Annotated in this window: 19 protein-coding genes; 16 read left to right on the top strand and 3 right to left on the bottom strand. The window is 31.1% G+C overall.

The features are described from left to right. The first annotated feature begins 11 nt into the window (after positions 1-11). The 10 genes from AXE80_RS01775 to AXE80_RS01730 all read left to right on the top strand — a co-directional run bounded on the left by AXE80_RS01775 (position 12) and on the right by AXE80_RS01730 (position 6761). Positions 12-587 carry a cytochrome c oxidase subunit 3 gene (locus AXE80_RS01775; protein ID WP_237340622.1) on the top strand — a complete coding sequence of 192 codons (576 nt, stop codon included), beginning with the start codon at positions 12-14 and terminating at the stop codon, positions 585-587. Between the two features lie 61 nt (positions 588-648). Then, positions 649-1623, top strand: a complete 975-nt coding sequence (locus AXE80_RS01770; protein WP_068824205.1) for a cytochrome c oxidase subunit 3 — start codon at positions 649-651, stop codon at positions 1621-1623. A gap of 33 nt (positions 1624-1656) precedes the next feature. After that, complete coding sequence (locus AXE80_RS01765) at positions 1657-2001, top strand: cytochrome C oxidase subunit IV family protein (protein ID WP_068824204.1); 345 nt, start codon at positions 1657-1659, stop codon at positions 1999-2001. Positions 2002-2073: 72 nt separating this feature from the next. Continuing rightward, positions 2074-2727 (top strand): hypothetical protein, encoded by a 654-nt coding sequence (locus AXE80_RS01760; protein WP_068824203.1) that lies wholly within the window; start codon positions 2074-2076, stop codon positions 2725-2727. Then, positions 2717-3412 (top strand): SCO family protein, encoded by a 696-nt coding sequence (locus tag AXE80_RS01755; RefSeq protein ID WP_068824202.1) that lies wholly within the window; start codon positions 2717-2719, stop codon positions 3410-3412. The genes AXE80_RS01760 and AXE80_RS01755 overlap by 11 nt, the downstream gene beginning before the upstream one ends. Beyond that, a complete protein-coding gene (locus tag AXE80_RS01750; RefSeq protein WP_068824201.1) occupies positions 3405-3932 on the top strand; it encodes a DUF420 domain-containing protein in 528 nt (175 codons plus the stop codon). The genes AXE80_RS01755 and AXE80_RS01750 overlap by 8 nt, the downstream gene beginning before the upstream one ends. Positions 3933-4088: 156 nt before the next feature. Next, complete coding sequence (locus AXE80_RS01745; RefSeq protein WP_335673661.1) at positions 4089-4232, top strand: hypothetical protein; 144 nt, start codon at positions 4089-4091, stop codon at positions 4230-4232. Between the two features lies 1 nt (position 4233). Further along, positions 4234-5019: a 16S rRNA (adenine(1518)-N(6)/adenine(1519)-N(6))-dimethyltransferase RsmA gene (gene rsmA, locus AXE80_RS01740; RefSeq protein WP_068828586.1), complete on the top strand. Its 786-nt coding sequence runs from the start codon at positions 4234-4236 to the stop codon at positions 5017-5019. Further along, positions 5000-6352, top strand: coding sequence for a magnesium transporter (gene mgtE / locus AXE80_RS01735; RefSeq protein WP_068824199.1), 1353 nt, complete (start codon positions 5000-5002; stop codon positions 6350-6352). Before rsmA ends, mgtE begins: the two co-directional genes overlap by 20 nt. Positions 6353-6362: 10 nt before the next feature. After that, positions 6363-6761: an EamA family transporter gene (locus AXE80_RS01730; RefSeq protein WP_083194450.1), complete on the top strand. Its 399-nt coding sequence runs from the start codon at positions 6363-6365 to the stop codon at positions 6759-6761. Here AXE80_RS01730 and AXE80_RS01725 read toward each other — a convergent pair. The 3 genes from AXE80_RS01725 to xrtF form a co-directional block, all read right to left on the bottom strand. Continuing rightward, complete coding sequence (locus tag AXE80_RS01725; protein WP_068824197.1) at positions 6758-7660, bottom strand: DMT family transporter; 903 nt, start codon at positions 7658-7660, stop codon at positions 6758-6760. The two genes, AXE80_RS01730 and AXE80_RS01725, sit on opposite strands and share 4 nt — an antisense overlap. Before the next feature lie 74 nt (positions 7661-7734). Next, on the bottom strand, positions 7735-8175 hold the full coding sequence (locus tag AXE80_RS01720; RefSeq protein ID WP_068824196.1) for an exosortase F system-associated membrane protein: 441 nt from the start codon (positions 8173-8175) through the stop codon (positions 7735-7737). Then, positions 8172-8714 carry an exosortase family protein XrtF gene (xrtF, locus tag AXE80_RS01715; protein ID WP_068824195.1) on the bottom strand — a complete coding sequence of 181 codons (543 nt, stop codon included), beginning with the start codon at positions 8712-8714 and terminating at the stop codon, positions 8172-8174. Before xrtF ends, AXE80_RS01720 begins: the two co-directional genes overlap by 4 nt. A gap of 145 nt (positions 8715-8859) precedes the next feature. Between xrtF and purH the strand changes: the two genes are divergently transcribed. The 6 genes from purH to rodA are packed head-to-tail and all read left to right on the top strand — an operon-like array spanning position 8860 to position 15943. After that, entirely contained in the window at positions 8860-10386 is a 1527-nt protein-coding gene (gene purH / locus AXE80_RS01710) for a bifunctional phosphoribosylaminoimidazolecarboxamide formyltransferase/IMP cyclohydrolase (RefSeq protein WP_068824194.1), read from the top strand. A gap of 53 nt (positions 10387-10439) precedes the next feature. After that, on the top strand, positions 10440-11468 hold the full coding sequence (locus AXE80_RS01705; protein WP_068824193.1) for a rod shape-determining protein: 1029 nt from the start codon (positions 10440-10442) through the stop codon (positions 11466-11468). A 4-nt stretch (positions 11469-11472) separates the two neighbouring features. Next, positions 11473-12294 (top strand): rod shape-determining protein MreC, encoded by an 822-nt coding sequence (mreC, locus tag AXE80_RS01700; RefSeq protein ID WP_068824192.1) that lies wholly within the window; start codon positions 11473-11475, stop codon positions 12292-12294. Beyond that, positions 12287-12799, top strand: coding sequence for a hypothetical protein (locus AXE80_RS01695; RefSeq protein ID WP_157359320.1), 513 nt, complete (start codon positions 12287-12289; stop codon positions 12797-12799). The genes mreC and AXE80_RS01695 overlap by 8 nt, the downstream gene beginning before the upstream one ends. Continuing rightward, positions 12796-14685, top strand: a complete 1890-nt coding sequence (mrdA, locus tag AXE80_RS01690) for a penicillin-binding protein 2 (protein ID WP_068824190.1) — start codon at positions 12796-12798, stop codon at positions 14683-14685. Before AXE80_RS01695 ends, mrdA begins: the two co-directional genes overlap by 4 nt. Further along, entirely contained in the window at positions 14666-15943 is a 1278-nt protein-coding gene (gene rodA, locus AXE80_RS01685) for a rod shape-determining protein RodA (protein ID WP_068824189.1), read from the top strand. The genes mrdA and rodA overlap by 20 nt, the downstream gene beginning before the upstream one ends. Positions 15944-15995: the final 52 nt, after the last annotated feature.

Below are 15995 nucleotides of genomic sequence, written 5' to 3'. Positions count from 1 at the left end.
TGGAAAACAAAATGACTTTAGATCAAGAATTAAATGTAGCTAGAAGAAAAACAGCAAAACCAATGTTGTGGATTTCTATGGTAAGTATGACCATGATGTTTGCTGGTTTGGTAAGTGCTTATGTAATTAGTAGTAATCGCGAAGATTGGGTTAGTTTTGAGTTACCTACTTCGTTAGTTACAAGTACTATATTAATTTTAGTAAGTAGTTTAACAATGCATGCAGCATTAATTGCTGTTAAAAAACAAAAAAGCAATATTTCATCAATATTGTTAGTAATTACCCTACTTTTAGGAATTGGATTTGTATTATCACAAGTAAATAGTTTTTCGGAGCTTAAACAATACGGTTTATTTTTTACTGGACCTAAAAGTTTGATCTCATCATCCATGTTAATGGTTATTGTATTTACACATTTGTTGCATATATTTGCCGCTTTAATTGTTTTAGTGGTTATGACAATTAGACAATTATTAGGTAAATACAACAATGGCAATACATTAGGTTTTGAATTAGGAAGTATTTTTTGGCACTTTTTAGATTTACTATGGATAATACTATTTTGCTTCTTTTATTTTAATACTTAATGTAAATTTATAAATTTGCCTTTTTGAACAAAACAGAACAAAACAATCAATTATAACACTTATGAAAGCAACAACTGCTGATCAGAACACAAATGTATGGGAAGGTGGAGCTACTAGACCATTAGGTGCAAGTTATGGTAAAATGATGATGTGGTTTTTCATCTTATCAGATGCCTTAACTTTTGCAGGATTTTTAGCCGCTTACGGACTTACTCGTTTTAAATTCATCGATGTATGGCCAATTGCAGATGAAGTATTTACTCACTTTCCAGGAATCCACGGAACTTACCCAATGTACTATGTTGCATTAATGACCTTTATATTAATCTTTTCATCTGTTACCATGGTATTGGCTGTAGATGCAGGTCACCAAATGAAACGTAATAAGGTAATTCTTTACATGTTCTTAACCATTATTGGAGGTCTTGTTTTCGTTGGTTCTCAAGCTTGGGAATGGAAAAACTTTATCAACGGTGAATTTGGAGCTGTTCAATTAAAAGATGGAAAAATCATACAGTTTGTTAACCAAGAAGGAAAACAAATTGCTTTAGCTGATTTTGCTGAGAAAAACAATCCTATTGTTCAACACACTCGTAACAACGGATTGTGGAATGAAAAAGGAGCAACTACATCAGAATATACTACCGAAGGAATTATTGAATCTTTTAAACACAATCCAGAAATTGGAATCCGTTTAGAAAAAATAAACCCAGAAACTAAACAAAAAATAGTTATCCTTAATAAAGCAGAAGCTTTAAAATACTTAGAGCAATCGGCAAGAGTTGTAGAAGGAGCTAACTTAGAAGTAAACGAATATGGTTCTAGCCAATTTGCAGATTTCTTTTTCTTTATTACTGGTTTCCACGGTTTCCACGTTTGTTCTGGTATTGTCTTAAATATTATTATTTTTGCTAACGTATTGTTAGGAACTTACGAAAAAAGAGGACACTACGAGATGGTAGAAAAAGTAGGATTGTACTGGCACTTTGTAGATTTAGTGTGGGTATTTGTATTTACATTCTTCTACTTAGTATAATTTTTAAAAACGATAGCATTCACATCATATATTATGGGACAACACGAATCAAACACTAAGTTAATCTGGCAAGTATTCGGATTCTTATCATTAGTAACTATTGTTGAAGTAATCTTAGGTATTATCAAACCTCATAGCTTACACTTTACCAACTTTTTAGGAACTTCTTTATTAAACTGGATTTTCATCATTTTAACTTTGGTTAAAGCAGCTGGAATTATGTGGTACTTTATGCACATGAATCACGAACGTAAAAACTTTGTTAATTCAATCATATTACCATTAATTATTTTAATTCCTTATTTAGTAACATTATTATTAATTGAAGGGGGTTATATACACGATGTAATGGCACCTTACATTAACTGGAAATACTAATTCTTTTGAATTATAACTTATATAAAAAGGTGGATTTATTCCGCCTTTTTTAGTACTTAATTATCAGTGATTATGAAGAAAAAAATCATTTTAATCTTATTATTTATAGGTCCATTAGGGTTCTTTATTTTTTTATCCTTAGGAGATGTAAACTTTAAGCCTTGCGAAATCTTTAAAGAAAATATTATAGATGTAGCCACTTTTAAAAAAGATACTATCTCTTTTAAAGACAATATTAATGTGATTACTTTCTTGGGAAAACATCCTAATTTAAAAGAGACACAATTGTTTAATTTAAACGAGGTTGTTTTTAAAAAATTAGATAAGTATAAAAAGTTTCAGATGATTTCTTTTTACACAAATAAAAACAATCCTGAAATTATTAGTATTAAAGAAAAACTATCTAAAACAGCTGGTGATAAATTTTACAAGTGGAAATTTATTCACTTAGATTCTTTAGAAACTTTAAAGATTTATCAATCATTAAAAACTATTAATGATTTAGACGCATCACTATCCTCTAACAAAGCTTTTATTATAGATAAAAACAACAATCAACGAGGAAGAACGGATGATGATAAAATTGGTGAAGACGTATTTGCTTACGACTTATCATCTGTAAACGATTTAAAAAACAAACTATTAACCGATACCGAAAACGTGTTTTACGAGCAAGAAGTATCTACCACCTCAAGAAAAGAAAGATTAGGAAAAGATGAAAAATAAATATTCATACATCGGAATCGCTTTTATTGTTTTGCTATTTGGAACTTATGTAGCTAGAAATTTTAAATATCACGCTAACACCAAAAGCACTAGTTTAAAAAATATAAAACCAAATAACTTGCCAGATGCAAGTGGATTAAGTTATTTAGTAATTAATAACGAGGCTAGAAAAATGCCCGAGTTTACCTTTACAGATCAAAACAACCAAATTATTTCTAATATAGACTACAGCAATAAAGTTTTTGTTGCCGAATTCTTTTTTACTACCTGTCCTTCTATCTGCCCTATTATGAATAGAAACATGTTGCTTTTAGAAGAAGAGTTTGGAGAAAGAGATGATTTTGGAATTGCATCATTTACCATTAACCCAAGTGTTGATACTCCATTAAAACTAAAAGAATACGCAGAAAGTTATGGCGTAACTAGTTTAAACTGGCACTTTTTAACAGGAGATAGAGAGGCTATTTACGAAATGGCTAATAAAGGTTTAAATATTTTTGCTGGTATAAATCCGGAGGTTGCAGGAGGTTTTGAACATCAAGGTTATTTTGCTTTGGTAGACAGAAATGGATATTTAAGATCTAGAACTGATAAGTTTGGAAATCCTAAAATTTTCTATCAAGGAACAGAAACCGAAGAAGTAGAACTATTAAAAGAAGACATAGATTTATTATTAAATGAATAGTATGAAAACAAACAATTATAAAAAATTAATCACCTTACTTTCAATTGCCATTCCACTAGCAGTTGCTATTTTATTTGGGGTAAAAATAGACGTCACCTTACCTATTTTCTTACCTCCTATTTATGCAACTATTAATGGTATTACAGCTATTTTATTAGTAGCTGCTGTAATAGCTGTAAAAAACGGAAACATCAAAAGACATGAGTTTTTAATTAAAACCGCTATGGTTTGTTCAGCCTTGTTTTTAGTCATGTATGTTTTATATCATATGACTAGTGATTCAACTGAATTTAAAGGAACAGGAGCTATCAGAACTGTTTACTTTTTTATTTTAATTTCTCATATTATTTTATCTATCGCTGTCATTCCATTAGTACTAACTACCTTTGTAAGAGGAATTAATAACGATATAGAAAAACACAGAAAAATAGCCAAATACACTTTTCCTATTTGGTTGTATGTTGCTGTTACAGGAGTGATTGTTTATATTATGATAAACCCTTATTATATTGTTAGCTAGCAATTAACAGTAAACAATTTACAATAAGTAGCCCATATAGTCGAAAAACGATGTTTGATTGTTGATCTTCGGAAAACGAAAAAAATGAAAAAATTACAATTCATATTATTTTTAGCACTCTGCTTATCATCCGTAGCTAACTATAGCCAATGTGCTATGTGTAAAGCAGTGGTTGAGAGTGGTGATAGTTCTTATGCAAAAGGACTAAATGATGGAATTGTAACTTTAATGATTATCCCATATATTTTAGTAGCCATTGTTGCCTTTATTATTTTTAGGTACTATAAAAAAAACATATAACATGTCAGTAAGAGCAAAAAAACATTTAGGTCAACACTTTTTAACAGATGAGAGTATTGCCGAGCAAATTGCTGATATTTTATCAGAAAAAGGTTACGAAAATGTCTTAGAAATAGGGCCCGGTATGGGAATGATGACCAAGTACCTATTACAAAAAAAATATACTACTCATGTTATAGAAATAGATGATGAATCTGTAGAATATTTACAGGCGCATTATCTACATTTAGGACCTAGAATTTATGGAAAAGATTTTTTAAAAATTGATTTAAACGATGTTTTTAAAGATCAACAATTTGCTATTATAGGAAACTTTCCTTATAATATTTCTAGTCAAATTGTTTTTAGAACTATTGATTTTAGAGCTTTAATACCTGAGTTTGGAGGAATGTTTCAAAAGGAAGTTGCTCAAAGAATTTGTGCTGCTCCAGGTAGTAAAACCTATGGAATTATTTCTGTGTTAACTCAAGCCTATTACGATACAGAATATTTATTTACCGTACCTCCAACAGTTTTTAATCCTCCTCCAAAAGTAGATTCTGGAGTGATGATTATGAAACGTAAAAAAGATTTGTTTTTACCCGTTTCTGATAAATTGTTTAAACAAGTGGTTAAAACAGCTTTTGGTCAACGTAGAAAAATGATGCGTAGTAGTCTAAAAAGTCTAAATCTTTCTGATGAGTTAAGAGCTCAAGACATATTTAATAAAAGACCCGAACAAGTTTCTGTAGAAGGGTTTATTGAATTAACTGCATTAATAGAAAAAGATGGAATTTCAAATCAATAAAGAATTTATCAACTTCTTAACTGAACTTATTGCCGAAAACAATACAGAACAGATTGTAGAAGTTTTTAAAGATGTACACTACGCCGATTTAGCGGAACTATTTGAAGAAATAGAGCCCGAATTAGCTATTGCTATCATTAAAATTGTTGATACTGATAAAACATCGGATGCTATTGTTGAGTTAGATGAAGATGTTCGTGAAGAGATTTTAAAAGGAATGTCTTCTCAAGAAATTGCTAACGAAGTAAATGAATTAGAATCTGACGATGCCGCAGATATGATTTCTGAACTTTCGGATCAACAAATGCATGAGGTAATTTCTCAAATAGAAGATATTGAACACGCCAAAGATATTGTAGACCTTTTACGTTATGATGAGGATACTGCTGGGGGGTTAATGGGGAAAGAACTTATAAAGGTAAAAGAGAACTGGACTTGTATGCAAAGTATTAAAGAAATGCGATTGCAAGCCGAAGACATTGAAAAAGTTTACACCGTATATGTTGTAGATGACGACGATGTTTTAAAAGGAAGACTTTCTTTAAAAAGTTTACTAACAACTTCTACAAAAACACCAGTAAAAGATGTTTACAGTCCTTCTATCACTTCTGTAAAAGCCAATGAAAAAGGAGATCAGGTAGCAAGAATTATGCAAAAATACGACCTTGTTGTGGTTGCTGTTGTTGATGAAATGGGAAGATTGGTTGGACAAATTTCTGTTGATGATATTATTGATTTAATTAAAGATGAAGCAGAAAAAGATTACCAATTAGCTTCTGGTTTAACAGATGATGTAGAAGCAGATGCTAGTATTTTAGAACTTACCAAAGCTAGGTTACCTTGGTTAATTTTAGGTTTATTTGGAAGTTTATGTGCTGCTGCCATTATGGGGAGTTTTGATAGTCACTTATTAAGAGACTATTCCGAATTATTCTTTTTTACTCCTTTAATTGCTGCTGTAGGTGGAAATGTAGGAGTACAATCTTCTGCTATTATTGTACAAGGTTTGGCTAATGACAATATTAAAGGAAGTTTATGGAATCGTTTATTTAAAGAAATAGGATTAAGTCTTATTAATGGTACCGTATTGGGTTGTTTGGTAATTGCTTACGGATTTATTCAAGACTCTGATATATTATTAAGCATCACTATTGCTTCCTCATTAATTGTTGTTATTATTATGGCCGCTTTGATAGGAACTTTTGTGCCTTTAATTTTAGATAAAAGAGGTATTGATCCTGCCTTAGCAACTGGGCCTTTTATTACCACTAGTAATGATATCTTAGGGATTTTTATTTATTTCACCATTGCCAAAATAATATTACCCATATAAATAAAACCTTATGTCTATCGTCTACGCTTTTTTAGCTATGATTCTTTTTGGTTCTTGTGTGTTTTTTTACAAACAAGGAACGCCATTTTTTTCAACAGGTTTAGGAGCCTCTATATTCATCATGAGTCACATGATTGTTTTAGCGGTTTTAGCAATTATTGAAAAAACTAAACTAGATTATAAACACCTTAAATTTTTAGTGATTGGTGGTGTACTAGGCGGACTAGCTCAAGTATGTTGGTTTTTAGCTTTAAAAAACGGAAAATTAAGTACGGTAGTACCTATCCGAAATTTGGCCTTATTAGTAACTATTGCTTTGGGTGTTATTTTTTTAGCAGAGAAATTAACTTTGTTAAAAACGATTGGAATTATTCTAGGCTTAATTGCTGTTATTTTAGTGTCTATTTAAGCACTATACATTAAACACAAAACTCCTAGCATTACACCTAACAATGGAATTAGTTTAAGTTTTTTATTCTTTTCTTTAAATATAAAACCTCCAATTACAACAGTAAACAAAATTTGACTTCGTTTTAAAGCAGACATCAGCATAATTAAAACCTCAGGATCTTGTAATCCTCTAAAGTAAAAGTAATCAGCCAAAATCATTAAAACCCCTATGGCAGCAATAGACCAATGCCACTTAAATTCTCCCATTTCCTTTTTTCTAGGCAGATAAACAAAGTAAACCAGTAAAAACATAAAAAGGGTTACATAAAAGAAAAACCACCATTGTACTGTAAGTACTTCGTAATGTTGATATTGAAATAAAAACTTATCATACAAACCACTACTAGCTCCCAAAAAAGTTGCACCAACAATGGCAAATATTCCTTTGTTATTTTTAAAAATAATCCCTTCTTTTTTCCCTACTCGTGAATAGGCTAACATTGAAATTACAATTAAAAAGAAACCAATCCATTGTAACAAACTAGGATTTTCTCTATATATAATGATTGCGCCTAAAAAAGTAAAGAAAGGCCCCGCTGCTCTAATAGGAGCAACAATTGTAATGGGTAAATGTTTTAAAGCGTAAAAGGTTAACACCCAAGAACAAGTCATAATCAACGACTTTATACCTATAAAAAAATGATCTTGGATTGCAATATCAGAAATATACATTCCTGCTTTTTGTAATAACTCTGGATAAAAAAACGAACCGATAAAAATAGGTGCAATAACCAAAGTACTAATTCCATTACTAATGAATAGCACAGGAAAAAGTGCGTTTCCCTTTACACTTCTTTTTCTGCATATAGCATTAACACTTAAAAATAAGGCTGCCAATAAACCAAAGTAAATCCACATAAAAAATAATTAAGCGGCAAAAATACAATTTGAAAAACAGTTAAAGGTTAACTAAATCATATTAATACAATGAATTATAAATTAAGCCTATAACGCTTTCTCATCAAATACATAAATGGCAGTAGTACAATAATAAATACTGGGTGAACAATAAACCTTCTGATGTAAAATGGGAACAAATACCCAACATCAATATTAAATATTATCAAACTAAAAAGAACCGTTGATAATAATATAAAGGCCAATGCATAAAAACTTGCAATGGTTCTAATAAAAGATCTATGTGGAAAAGCTACTTTTAGAATGGCAAAAGAAATGATTGAGTTGATAAAATATCTAAAAAAATAAGAAACAAACAACTGATAGGTATTTACCTCTGGCAATGGCAAATACAAGTAATCATGCTCATAATACTTTTCTAACGGATCGTAAAACAATGTTTTTTCATATGCTCTAACAAGAATCAAAAGAAAAAACAAAAGTGATATCAATATAAATCGCATCCACCTTTTCATGAGGTTCTCTTTTTTAAATTAGAAAATCTGTTTACCCAAATTACCCATAATAAAAATACATAGCCATAAATAACAGCAGGAAATAATAAATCATGTAAAATGATTTCGTATTTCTTAAAATACACCATCCCATATGCTAACATGGCAATCCTAATAATATTTACCAAATAAATAGTAAATCCACCTATAATAGCAAACAAGCATGTTTTTTTCCAATCTCCTTTAAAAGCAACTATAAAAGCAATAAATAAAATAATAATACTCATAGAATTACATCCTTCTATAACTCTAGCTACATAATTATTATCAACAAAAAGTTTTATAGACAATTCTTCTGTATGTTGCTCAATCTGAGCGTTAGCATCCCAAACATTTAAAAGCCAATTTGTACTAGCGGCAACATGGTGTGTTATGGGGTCAGATTTAAAATTTGGCACCTTAGTCTCGGTGCTCATCAAAAATATTGAATACCCTAAAAAAAATAAAAAATAGGTTCCAAAAAAACGCAATAAGAACCACCATATTTTTTTATTCTTCATAGCTAAGCAACAATTTTAGACCAAATTTAAACTTATAAAAACAAATAAAGAAAAAATAAATAAAAGTTTAATAATTAAACAGTTCAATAGTTTAGGGTTTGAGGGACTTTTAGTAATTTTGCCCTTTTAATCGAAATTCATAAAAATGAGCACTACTAAGCAAGCTAAATCAGCTTTAATTTCAGTATTTCACAAAGATGGTTTAGAGCCAATTGTTAGAAAATTTAACGAGTTAGGAATTACTATTTACACAACTGGTGGAACTGAAAAATTCATTAGAGACTTAGGTATTGATTGTGTGGCTGTTGAAGACATTACTTCATATCCATCAATTTTAGGGGGACGTGTTAAAACTTTACATCCAAAAGTTTTTGGAGGTATTTTAAGCCGTAGAGACAACGATGGAGACAAAGCACAATTGGCTGAGTTTGAAATTCCAGAAATGGATATTGTGATTGTTGACTTATACCCTTTTGAAAAAACAGTAGCAAGTGGTGCTCCTGAACAAGATATTATCGAAAAGATTGATATCGGTGGAATTTCTTTAATTAGAGCTGCTGCTAAAAACTTTAAAGACGTAATCTGTGTTTCTTCTATGGAACAATACGATGAGTTTTTAAATATTATTTCTGCAGATAATGGAAATACAACTATAGAAGATCGTAAGCGTTTTTCAGCAAAAGCATTTGCTGTTTCTTCTCACTACGATTCTGCTATCTATAACTACATGAACGAAGAGGAAAACAACTTCCGTCAATCTTTTGACAAAGTAACTCCTTTACGTTACGGAGAAAACCCTCATCAAAAAGGTGCTTTCTATGGTGACTTAGAAGCTATGTTCGAAAAATTACACGGTAAAGAATTATCTTTTAACAACTTATTAGATGTTGATGCTGCGGTTAATTTAATTAACGAATTTAAAGGAGAAGCTCCTACTTTTGCTATTTTAAAACACAACAATGCTTGTGGTTTTGCACAAAGAGATAATTTAAAAGATGCTTATGTTGATGCTTTGGCTGGTGATCCTACTTCTGCTTTTGGTGGAGTATTAATTGCCAACAAAACTATTGATTTAGCTACTGCCGAAGAAATTCACAAATTATTCTGTGAAGTTGTAATTGCTCCAGCTTATGATGCTGATGCTTTAGAAGTATTAAAAGGAAAGAAAAACAGAGTCATCTTAATTTTAAAAGATGTTGAGTTACCAAAAATTTCTTACCGTACTGCATTAAACGGAGTGTTATTCCAAGATGCAAACTTAATTACAGATAAAAAAGAAGATTTGAAAAACGTAACAGAAAAAGTAGTTACCGATGCTCAAATCGAAGATTTATTGTTCGCTTCTAAAATTTGTAAACATACCAAGTCTAATACTATAATATTAGTAAAGAATAAAACGTTATGTGCAGGTGGTACCGGACAAACTTCTCGTGTAGATGCTTTAGAGCAAGCCATTGCAAAAGCAAATCACTTTAAGTTTGATTTAAAAGGTGCTGTGATGGCAAGTGATGCTTTTTTCCCTTTCCCTGACTGTGTAGAAATTGCTCACAAAGCAGGAATCGAAGCTGTAATTCAGCCTGGAGGATCAATAAAAGATCAATTGTCTATCGATTATTGTAACGAAAATGGAATTGGAATGGTAATGACAGGAACTCGTCATTTCAAACATTAATTTGATTACATTTGTTTAGACTACGTAGGAATTAAAAAACACAAACTAGAAACATGGGATTTTTTGACTTTTGGACCGAAGACATTGCTATTGATTTAGGTACAGCCAACACACTTATCATTCACGATGGAAAAGTAGTGATTGACTCACCCTCTATTGTAGCAAGAGATAGGACCACTGGGAAAATTATCGCTACTGGTAGAGATGCTAGTTTGATGCAAGGAAAAACACATGAAAACATTAAAACTATCCGTCCGTTAAAAGATGGAGTTATTGCAGATTTCCAAGCATCAGAAGAAATGATTAAAGAGTTTGTAAAAAGCATTCCTTCTATTAAAAAGAAAGTTTTTGCTCCTTCATTAAGAATGGTTATTTGTATTCCATCTGGAATTACAGAAGTTGAAAAAAGAGCCGTTAGAGACTCTGCCATTCATATGAATGCAAAAGAAATATACCTTATCTACGAACCAATGGCTGCGGCCATTGGTGTAGGTATTGATATTATGGAACCACGTGGTAACATGATTATTGATATAGGTGGTGGTACTACAGAAATTGCCGTAATTGCTCTTGCAGGAATTGTTTGTGATAAATCTGTAAAAGTTGCTGGTGATTTATTTACCAATGACATTATGTACTACATGCGTACCCAACACAACTTACACGTTGGAGAAACGACTGCCGAAAAAATTAAAATACAAATTGGTGCTGCTACCGAAGATTTAGAAACACCTCCAGATGATATGCTGGTGCAAGGTCGTGACTTATTAAGTGGTAAGCCAAAACAAGTGCAAGTATCTTACAGAGAAATTGCCAAAGCTTTAGACAAATCTATTCTTAGAATTGAAGATGCGGTGATGGAGTGTTTATCTTCTACTCCACCAGAATTAGCTGCTGATATTTATAATACAGGAATTTATTTAGCCGGAGGTGGATCTATGTTAAGGGGTTTAGACAAACGTTTATCTAGAAAAACAGACTTACCGGTGTACATTGCCGAAGATCCTTTAAGAGCAGTTGTAAGAGGTACAGGAATCGCTTTAAAAGAATTAGAAAAATACAAATCTGTTTTATTAAGCTAGGCGCATGCAATTCATTTTATATTTAATTCAAAAAAACAGGAGCTTCCTCTTATTTTTTGTTTTAGAATTGATTGCATTGTTTTTAACCATTCAATTTCACTCTTATAGAAAAAGTAAGTTTATCAATTCTGCAAACGCAATTTCAGGAGGATTGTATAATAATGTCACATCATTTAGAGATTATTTGCACCTTAAGGAAGAAAATAAGTTGTTAGCAGAAGAAAATACTAAACTTATCAATTATATTATTGCTAGTACTCCTAAAAAAACAGTTTTTTTAGATAGTGTAGATGCTTTAAATCAGCAAAAATATAAATACACTCCAGCAAAAATCATCAATAATGATTTTCATAAAAACAACAATTTCATTACCATAGACAAAGGGTTAAATGATAGTGTTAATGTAGATATGGCTGTTGTGAATCCTAAAGGAATTATAGGGATTACAACAAATGTATCTAGTAATTATGTTTCTGCTATTTCTGTGTTAAACACCAACTTTAAAGTTAATGCAAAATTAAAAAATGCAGATTATTTTGGAACACTTTCATGGAATGGAAAATCTACTAAAGAAGCGCAACTTAAAGATATTCCTAGACAAGCTGTTTTAAAAGTAGGAGACACCATTATAACTGGAGGTAGATCTAGTATTTTTCCTGCAGGAATTTTAATTGGTAGTGTATCTAACATCACATATCGTAACAACAGATATGAACAAATAGACGTGTCTTTATTTAATGATATTAGAAACGTAACCAACGTTTATATTATTAAAAATTTACATAAAACTGAAATAGAGAACCTAGAAAACCGAAGAAATGAATAGTGACTCTTTTAAAATATTAGGTCGGTTTTTATTATTGATTCCTTTACAGGTACTCATAGCAAACCATATGCGTATTTTTGGATACATCAATCCACAAATTTCCTTGTTATTTGTATTGTGGTATCCGCTTAGAAAAGACATTACTAGTATGCTAATTAATGTTTTCTTTTTTGGAATTATACTAGATTCTTTTAGCAACTCTGGAGGTGTAAATACCGCAGCACTTCTATTTATTTGTTATATCAGATTGCCAATCATTAAATTTATTTTTAATGATAAAGATTTAAACTTAAAACTTTTTAGGTACAGCAATTATGGAACTATGCCTAAAATCATGCTAATTTTAACTTTAGCATTTATACATCAATTTATAGTATACGTTTTAGAATATTTTAGCGTTTCATACGCTGGAAGTATCCTTTTCAAAACTTTCACTAATAGTTTATTTACTACCTTTGTGGTCGTAATTTTCTTATCCATATTTACCTCAACTAAAAAGCAATGAAAAAAAGAAACCTGTTATTCCCTATACTAGTAGTAATCACAGGATTTATATTTGTTGCAAGACTTTTTTTCTTACAAGTTGTTCATCACGATGATAATGACATTTCCTTAAAAGGATCTGCAATTAAGCGTATCTATACCTATCCTGAGAGAGGTTTTGTTTACGATAGAAATGGAAAATTACTCGTAGCAAATGAGCAAACTTATGATGTTAAAGTAATTCCTAACGAGGTAAAACCTTTTGATACTTTAGAATTTTGTGATTTATTAAAAATTGACAAAAATTATCTGATTGAAAAACTGGCTAAATCGAGAGTATATTCTCCTTGGTTACCTTCTGTTTTTTTAAGTCAATTATCTAAAGAAGATTACGCTTATCTACAAGAAAAAATACACAAATACAAAGGCTTTTCTATTCAACGTAAATCTTTGCGAAAATATCCTCATAAATCTGCTGCCAATGTTTTAGGATATATCAATGAAGTAAATGAGGAACTGGCTAGAAAAAACCCTTATTACGAACAAGGAGAATTGGTAGGAACTCAAGGAATTGAAAAGGAATACGAAAACATTCTTAGAGGAACCAAAGGAGTATCATACAAACTTAGAAACAGGTTAAACAAAGTTATTGGTCCATACAAAGAGGGAATTTACGACACACTTCCTAAACCTGGTAAAGATTTATCCTTAACTATTGATTTAGATTTACAGGCCTACGGAGAATTGTTAATGAACAACAAAAGAGGTGGAATTGTTGCTATTGAACCTAGTACTGGAGAAATTTTAGCCTTGGTAACTGCCCCAAACTACGATCCTAATTTAATGGTGGGTAGAGAAAGGTCTAAAAATTCAGTAAAACTATTTAACGACACCATCAGTAAACCCATGTTTGATAGAGGGTTGCAATCAACATATGCTCCAGGTTCTCCTTTTAAACTTATTCAAGGTTTAATTGGACTGCAAGAAAATGTCATCACACCAAAAACAGGATTTTATTGTCATCATGGTTACAGATACGGAAGTAGAAATGGTGCTTTTATGGGTTGCCACTGTGGAATTACAGGCAGACCAATTGATTTAAGATTAGGAATTGCAAAATCTTGTAACAGTTATTTCTCTAACGTTTATAAATTATTGATCGAAAAATATTCTTCATCTCAAGAAAGTTTAACACACTGGGTAGAACATTTACACAGTTTTGGTTTAGGAAATTATTTGGGATATGATTTACCTATTGGTGCCAAAGGATTTATTCCTACTGCAGATTATTATGACAAAGTTTATCCACGAAAAACTTGGAGGTATAGCACCATCATTTCAAACGCAATTGGACAGGGAGAAATTTTAACCACTCCAATTCAACTAGCCAATATGATTGCTGCCATTGCCAATAGAGGTTATTATTTTACACCTCACATTCTAAAAAAAGTAAATGGAAATCCTATTGAAATAGAAAAATATACAACTAAGAAACAAACTACCATCGATCCAGAAAATTTTGAACCGGTGATTAACGGTATGTTTGATGTATACCAAAGTGGAACTGCAAAACATGTAAAAATAAAAGACATAGATATTTGTGGAAAAACGGGAACTGTACAGAATTACATCCGTAAAAATGGGGTTAGATATGAAGTAGCAGACCACTCTATATTTGTGGCTTTTGCTCCAAAAGACAATCCTAAAATTGCTTTGGCTATTTTTGTAGAAAATGGAGGATTTGGTTCTACCATTGCTGCCCCAATAGCAAGTTTAATGATAGAAAAATATTTAAAAGGAACTTCTACCTCATTAAAATGGTGGGAAGAGAGAATTATCAATACCTCGTTAGAAGCAGAATATAAAAAACAACTTTCAATACAATTACTTGAGAAATCACAGAATTAATTTATTACCACATATAGACTGGCTATTAGTCTTTATATATTTAATCCTTATCTGTTTTGGATGGATGAATATATATGCGGCATCCAGTTCCGAAAACCATCAAGAATTATTAGACTTTAGTACGCGTTACGGAAAGCAAATTATTTGGATGGGACTATCAGTAGTTATTGCTATTTTTTTCCTTTTTATAGAAAGTAGCTTTTACGAAAAATTTGCAGCCTATATTTATTTGGCCTGTATGATTTTACTTGCAGGACTTTTTATTGTTGGTAAAAACATTAATGGAGCTACTTCTTGGTATGCCATTGGTAGTTTTAGTATTCAACCCACAGAATTTGCCAAAACAGGAACTGTATTGGCATTGGCAAGACTTTTAAACGAACGTCAGTTTAGTTTTAAGCCATTTAAAAACAAAGTAAAAACCTTTGTAATTATTATGATTCCTGCCATATTAATTACCCTACAACCCGATCCAGGTTCTGCATTGGTTTATATTTCTTTTATCCTTTTGTTCTATAGAGAAGGACTACATTCAAACATTTTAATCGTAGGAACATTGGCTATCATCCTTTTTGTAACTACTCTTGTTTTTGGATACATATATGTTATTTCTGGCGCTTGTATCATCACTGCTGTCATACTTTGGTATATTTCTAAAGTTCGAAAAAAAATACTTCGCTTTGTTTGGCCTAAAATTATAGGAATACTAATTCTTATTAGTGGTTATATTTATAGTGTATACTTTTTGTTCCATTATGTTTTTCAGCAAAGACACAGAGATAGATTTAATATTTTATTAGGATTAAGTGATGATACTAGCGATATTGGATACAACACTTATCAATCTATTAAAACCATTTCTTCTGGTGGATTTTGGGGTAAAGGATATTTACAAGGAGATAGAACCCAAGGTAAATTTGTTCCAGAACAAGACACCGATTATATTTTTAGTACCATAGGAGAAGAATGGGGATTTTGGGGTTCTGCTTTAGTGGTTGTATTATTTATGACCTTTATTCTAAGAATTTTATACTTAGCAGAAAAACAAAAATCTAAATTCAGTAGAATTTACGGTTATGGAGTGGCTTGTGTGTTCTTTTTTCATGTATTGATAAACATAGCCATGGTTATTGGTTTGTTTCCAACCATTGGTATTCCACTACCCTTTTTTAGCTATGGAGGTTCATCATTATGGGGATTTACCATGCTGCTATTTGTTTTTATAAAATTAGATGCGTCTAAAAATTACGAACTATAATTAATCGTGTTTATTTCTAAGGATATCTGTATTTTTACAGCTTAGAAAAACA

This window comes from Wenyingzhuangia fucanilytica (genome assembly GCF_001697185.1).
GTDB lineage: Bacteria > Bacteroidota > Bacteroidia > Flavobacteriales > Flavobacteriaceae > Wenyingzhuangia > Wenyingzhuangia fucanilytica.
Note: the sequence above shows the minus strand (reverse complement) of the source record. Positions and strands in the feature narration are given on the sequence as shown.

Bases quoted from the DNA above. Each gene is read 5' to 3' on its own strand.
- AXE80_RS01775 (WP_237340622.1), top strand. From the start codon at position 12: ATGACTTTAGATCAAGAATTAAATGTAGCTAGAAGAAAAACAGCAAAA.
- AXE80_RS01770 (WP_068824205.1), top strand. From the start codon at position 649: ATGAAAGCAACAACTGCTGATCAGAACACAAATGTATGGGAAGGTGGA.
- AXE80_RS01765 (WP_068824204.1), top strand. From the start codon at position 1,657: ATGGGACAACACGAATCAAACACTAAGTTAATCTGGCAAGTATTCGGA.
- AXE80_RS01760 (WP_068824203.1), top strand. From the start codon at position 2,074: ATGAAGAAAAAAATCATTTTAATCTTATTATTTATAGGTCCATTAGGG.
- AXE80_RS01755 (WP_068824202.1), top strand. From the start codon at position 2,717: ATGAAAAATAAATATTCATACATCGGAATCGCTTTTATTGTTTTGCTA.
- AXE80_RS01750 (WP_068824201.1), top strand. From the start codon at position 3,405: ATGAATAGTATGAAAACAAACAATTATAAAAAATTAATCACCTTACTT.
- AXE80_RS01745 (WP_335673661.1), top strand. From the start codon at position 4,089: ATGTGTAAAGCAGTGGTTGAGAGTGGTGATAGTTCTTATGCAAAAGGA.
- rsmA (WP_068828586.1), top strand. From the start codon at position 4,234: ATGTCAGTAAGAGCAAAAAAACATTTAGGTCAACACTTTTTAACAGAT.
- mgtE (WP_068824199.1), top strand. From the start codon at position 5,000: ATGGAATTTCAAATCAATAAAGAATTTATCAACTTCTTAACTGAACTT.
- AXE80_RS01730 (WP_083194450.1), top strand. From the start codon at position 6,363: ATGTCTATCGTCTACGCTTTTTTAGCTATGATTCTTTTTGGTTCTTGT.
- AXE80_RS01725 (WP_068824197.1), bottom strand. From the start codon at position 7,660: ATGTGGATTTACTTTGGTTTATTGGCAGCCTTATTTTTAAGTGTTAAT.
- AXE80_RS01720 (WP_068824196.1), bottom strand. From the start codon at position 8,175: ATGAAAAGGTGGATGCGATTTATATTGATATCACTTTTGTTTTTTCTT.
- xrtF (WP_068824195.1), bottom strand. From the start codon at position 8,714: ATGAAGAATAAAAAAATATGGTGGTTCTTATTGCGTTTTTTTGGAACC.
- purH (WP_068824194.1), top strand. From the start codon at position 8,860: ATGAGCACTACTAAGCAAGCTAAATCAGCTTTAATTTCAGTATTTCAC.
- AXE80_RS01705 (WP_068824193.1), top strand. From the start codon at position 10,440: ATGGGATTTTTTGACTTTTGGACCGAAGACATTGCTATTGATTTAGGT.
- mreC (WP_068824192.1), top strand. From the start codon at position 11,473: ATGCAATTCATTTTATATTTAATTCAAAAAAACAGGAGCTTCCTCTTA.
- AXE80_RS01695 (WP_157359320.1), top strand. From the start codon at position 12,287: ATGAATAGTGACTCTTTTAAAATATTAGGTCGGTTTTTATTATTGATT.
- mrdA (WP_068824190.1), top strand. From the start codon at position 12,796: ATGAAAAAAAGAAACCTGTTATTCCCTATACTAGTAGTAATCACAGGA.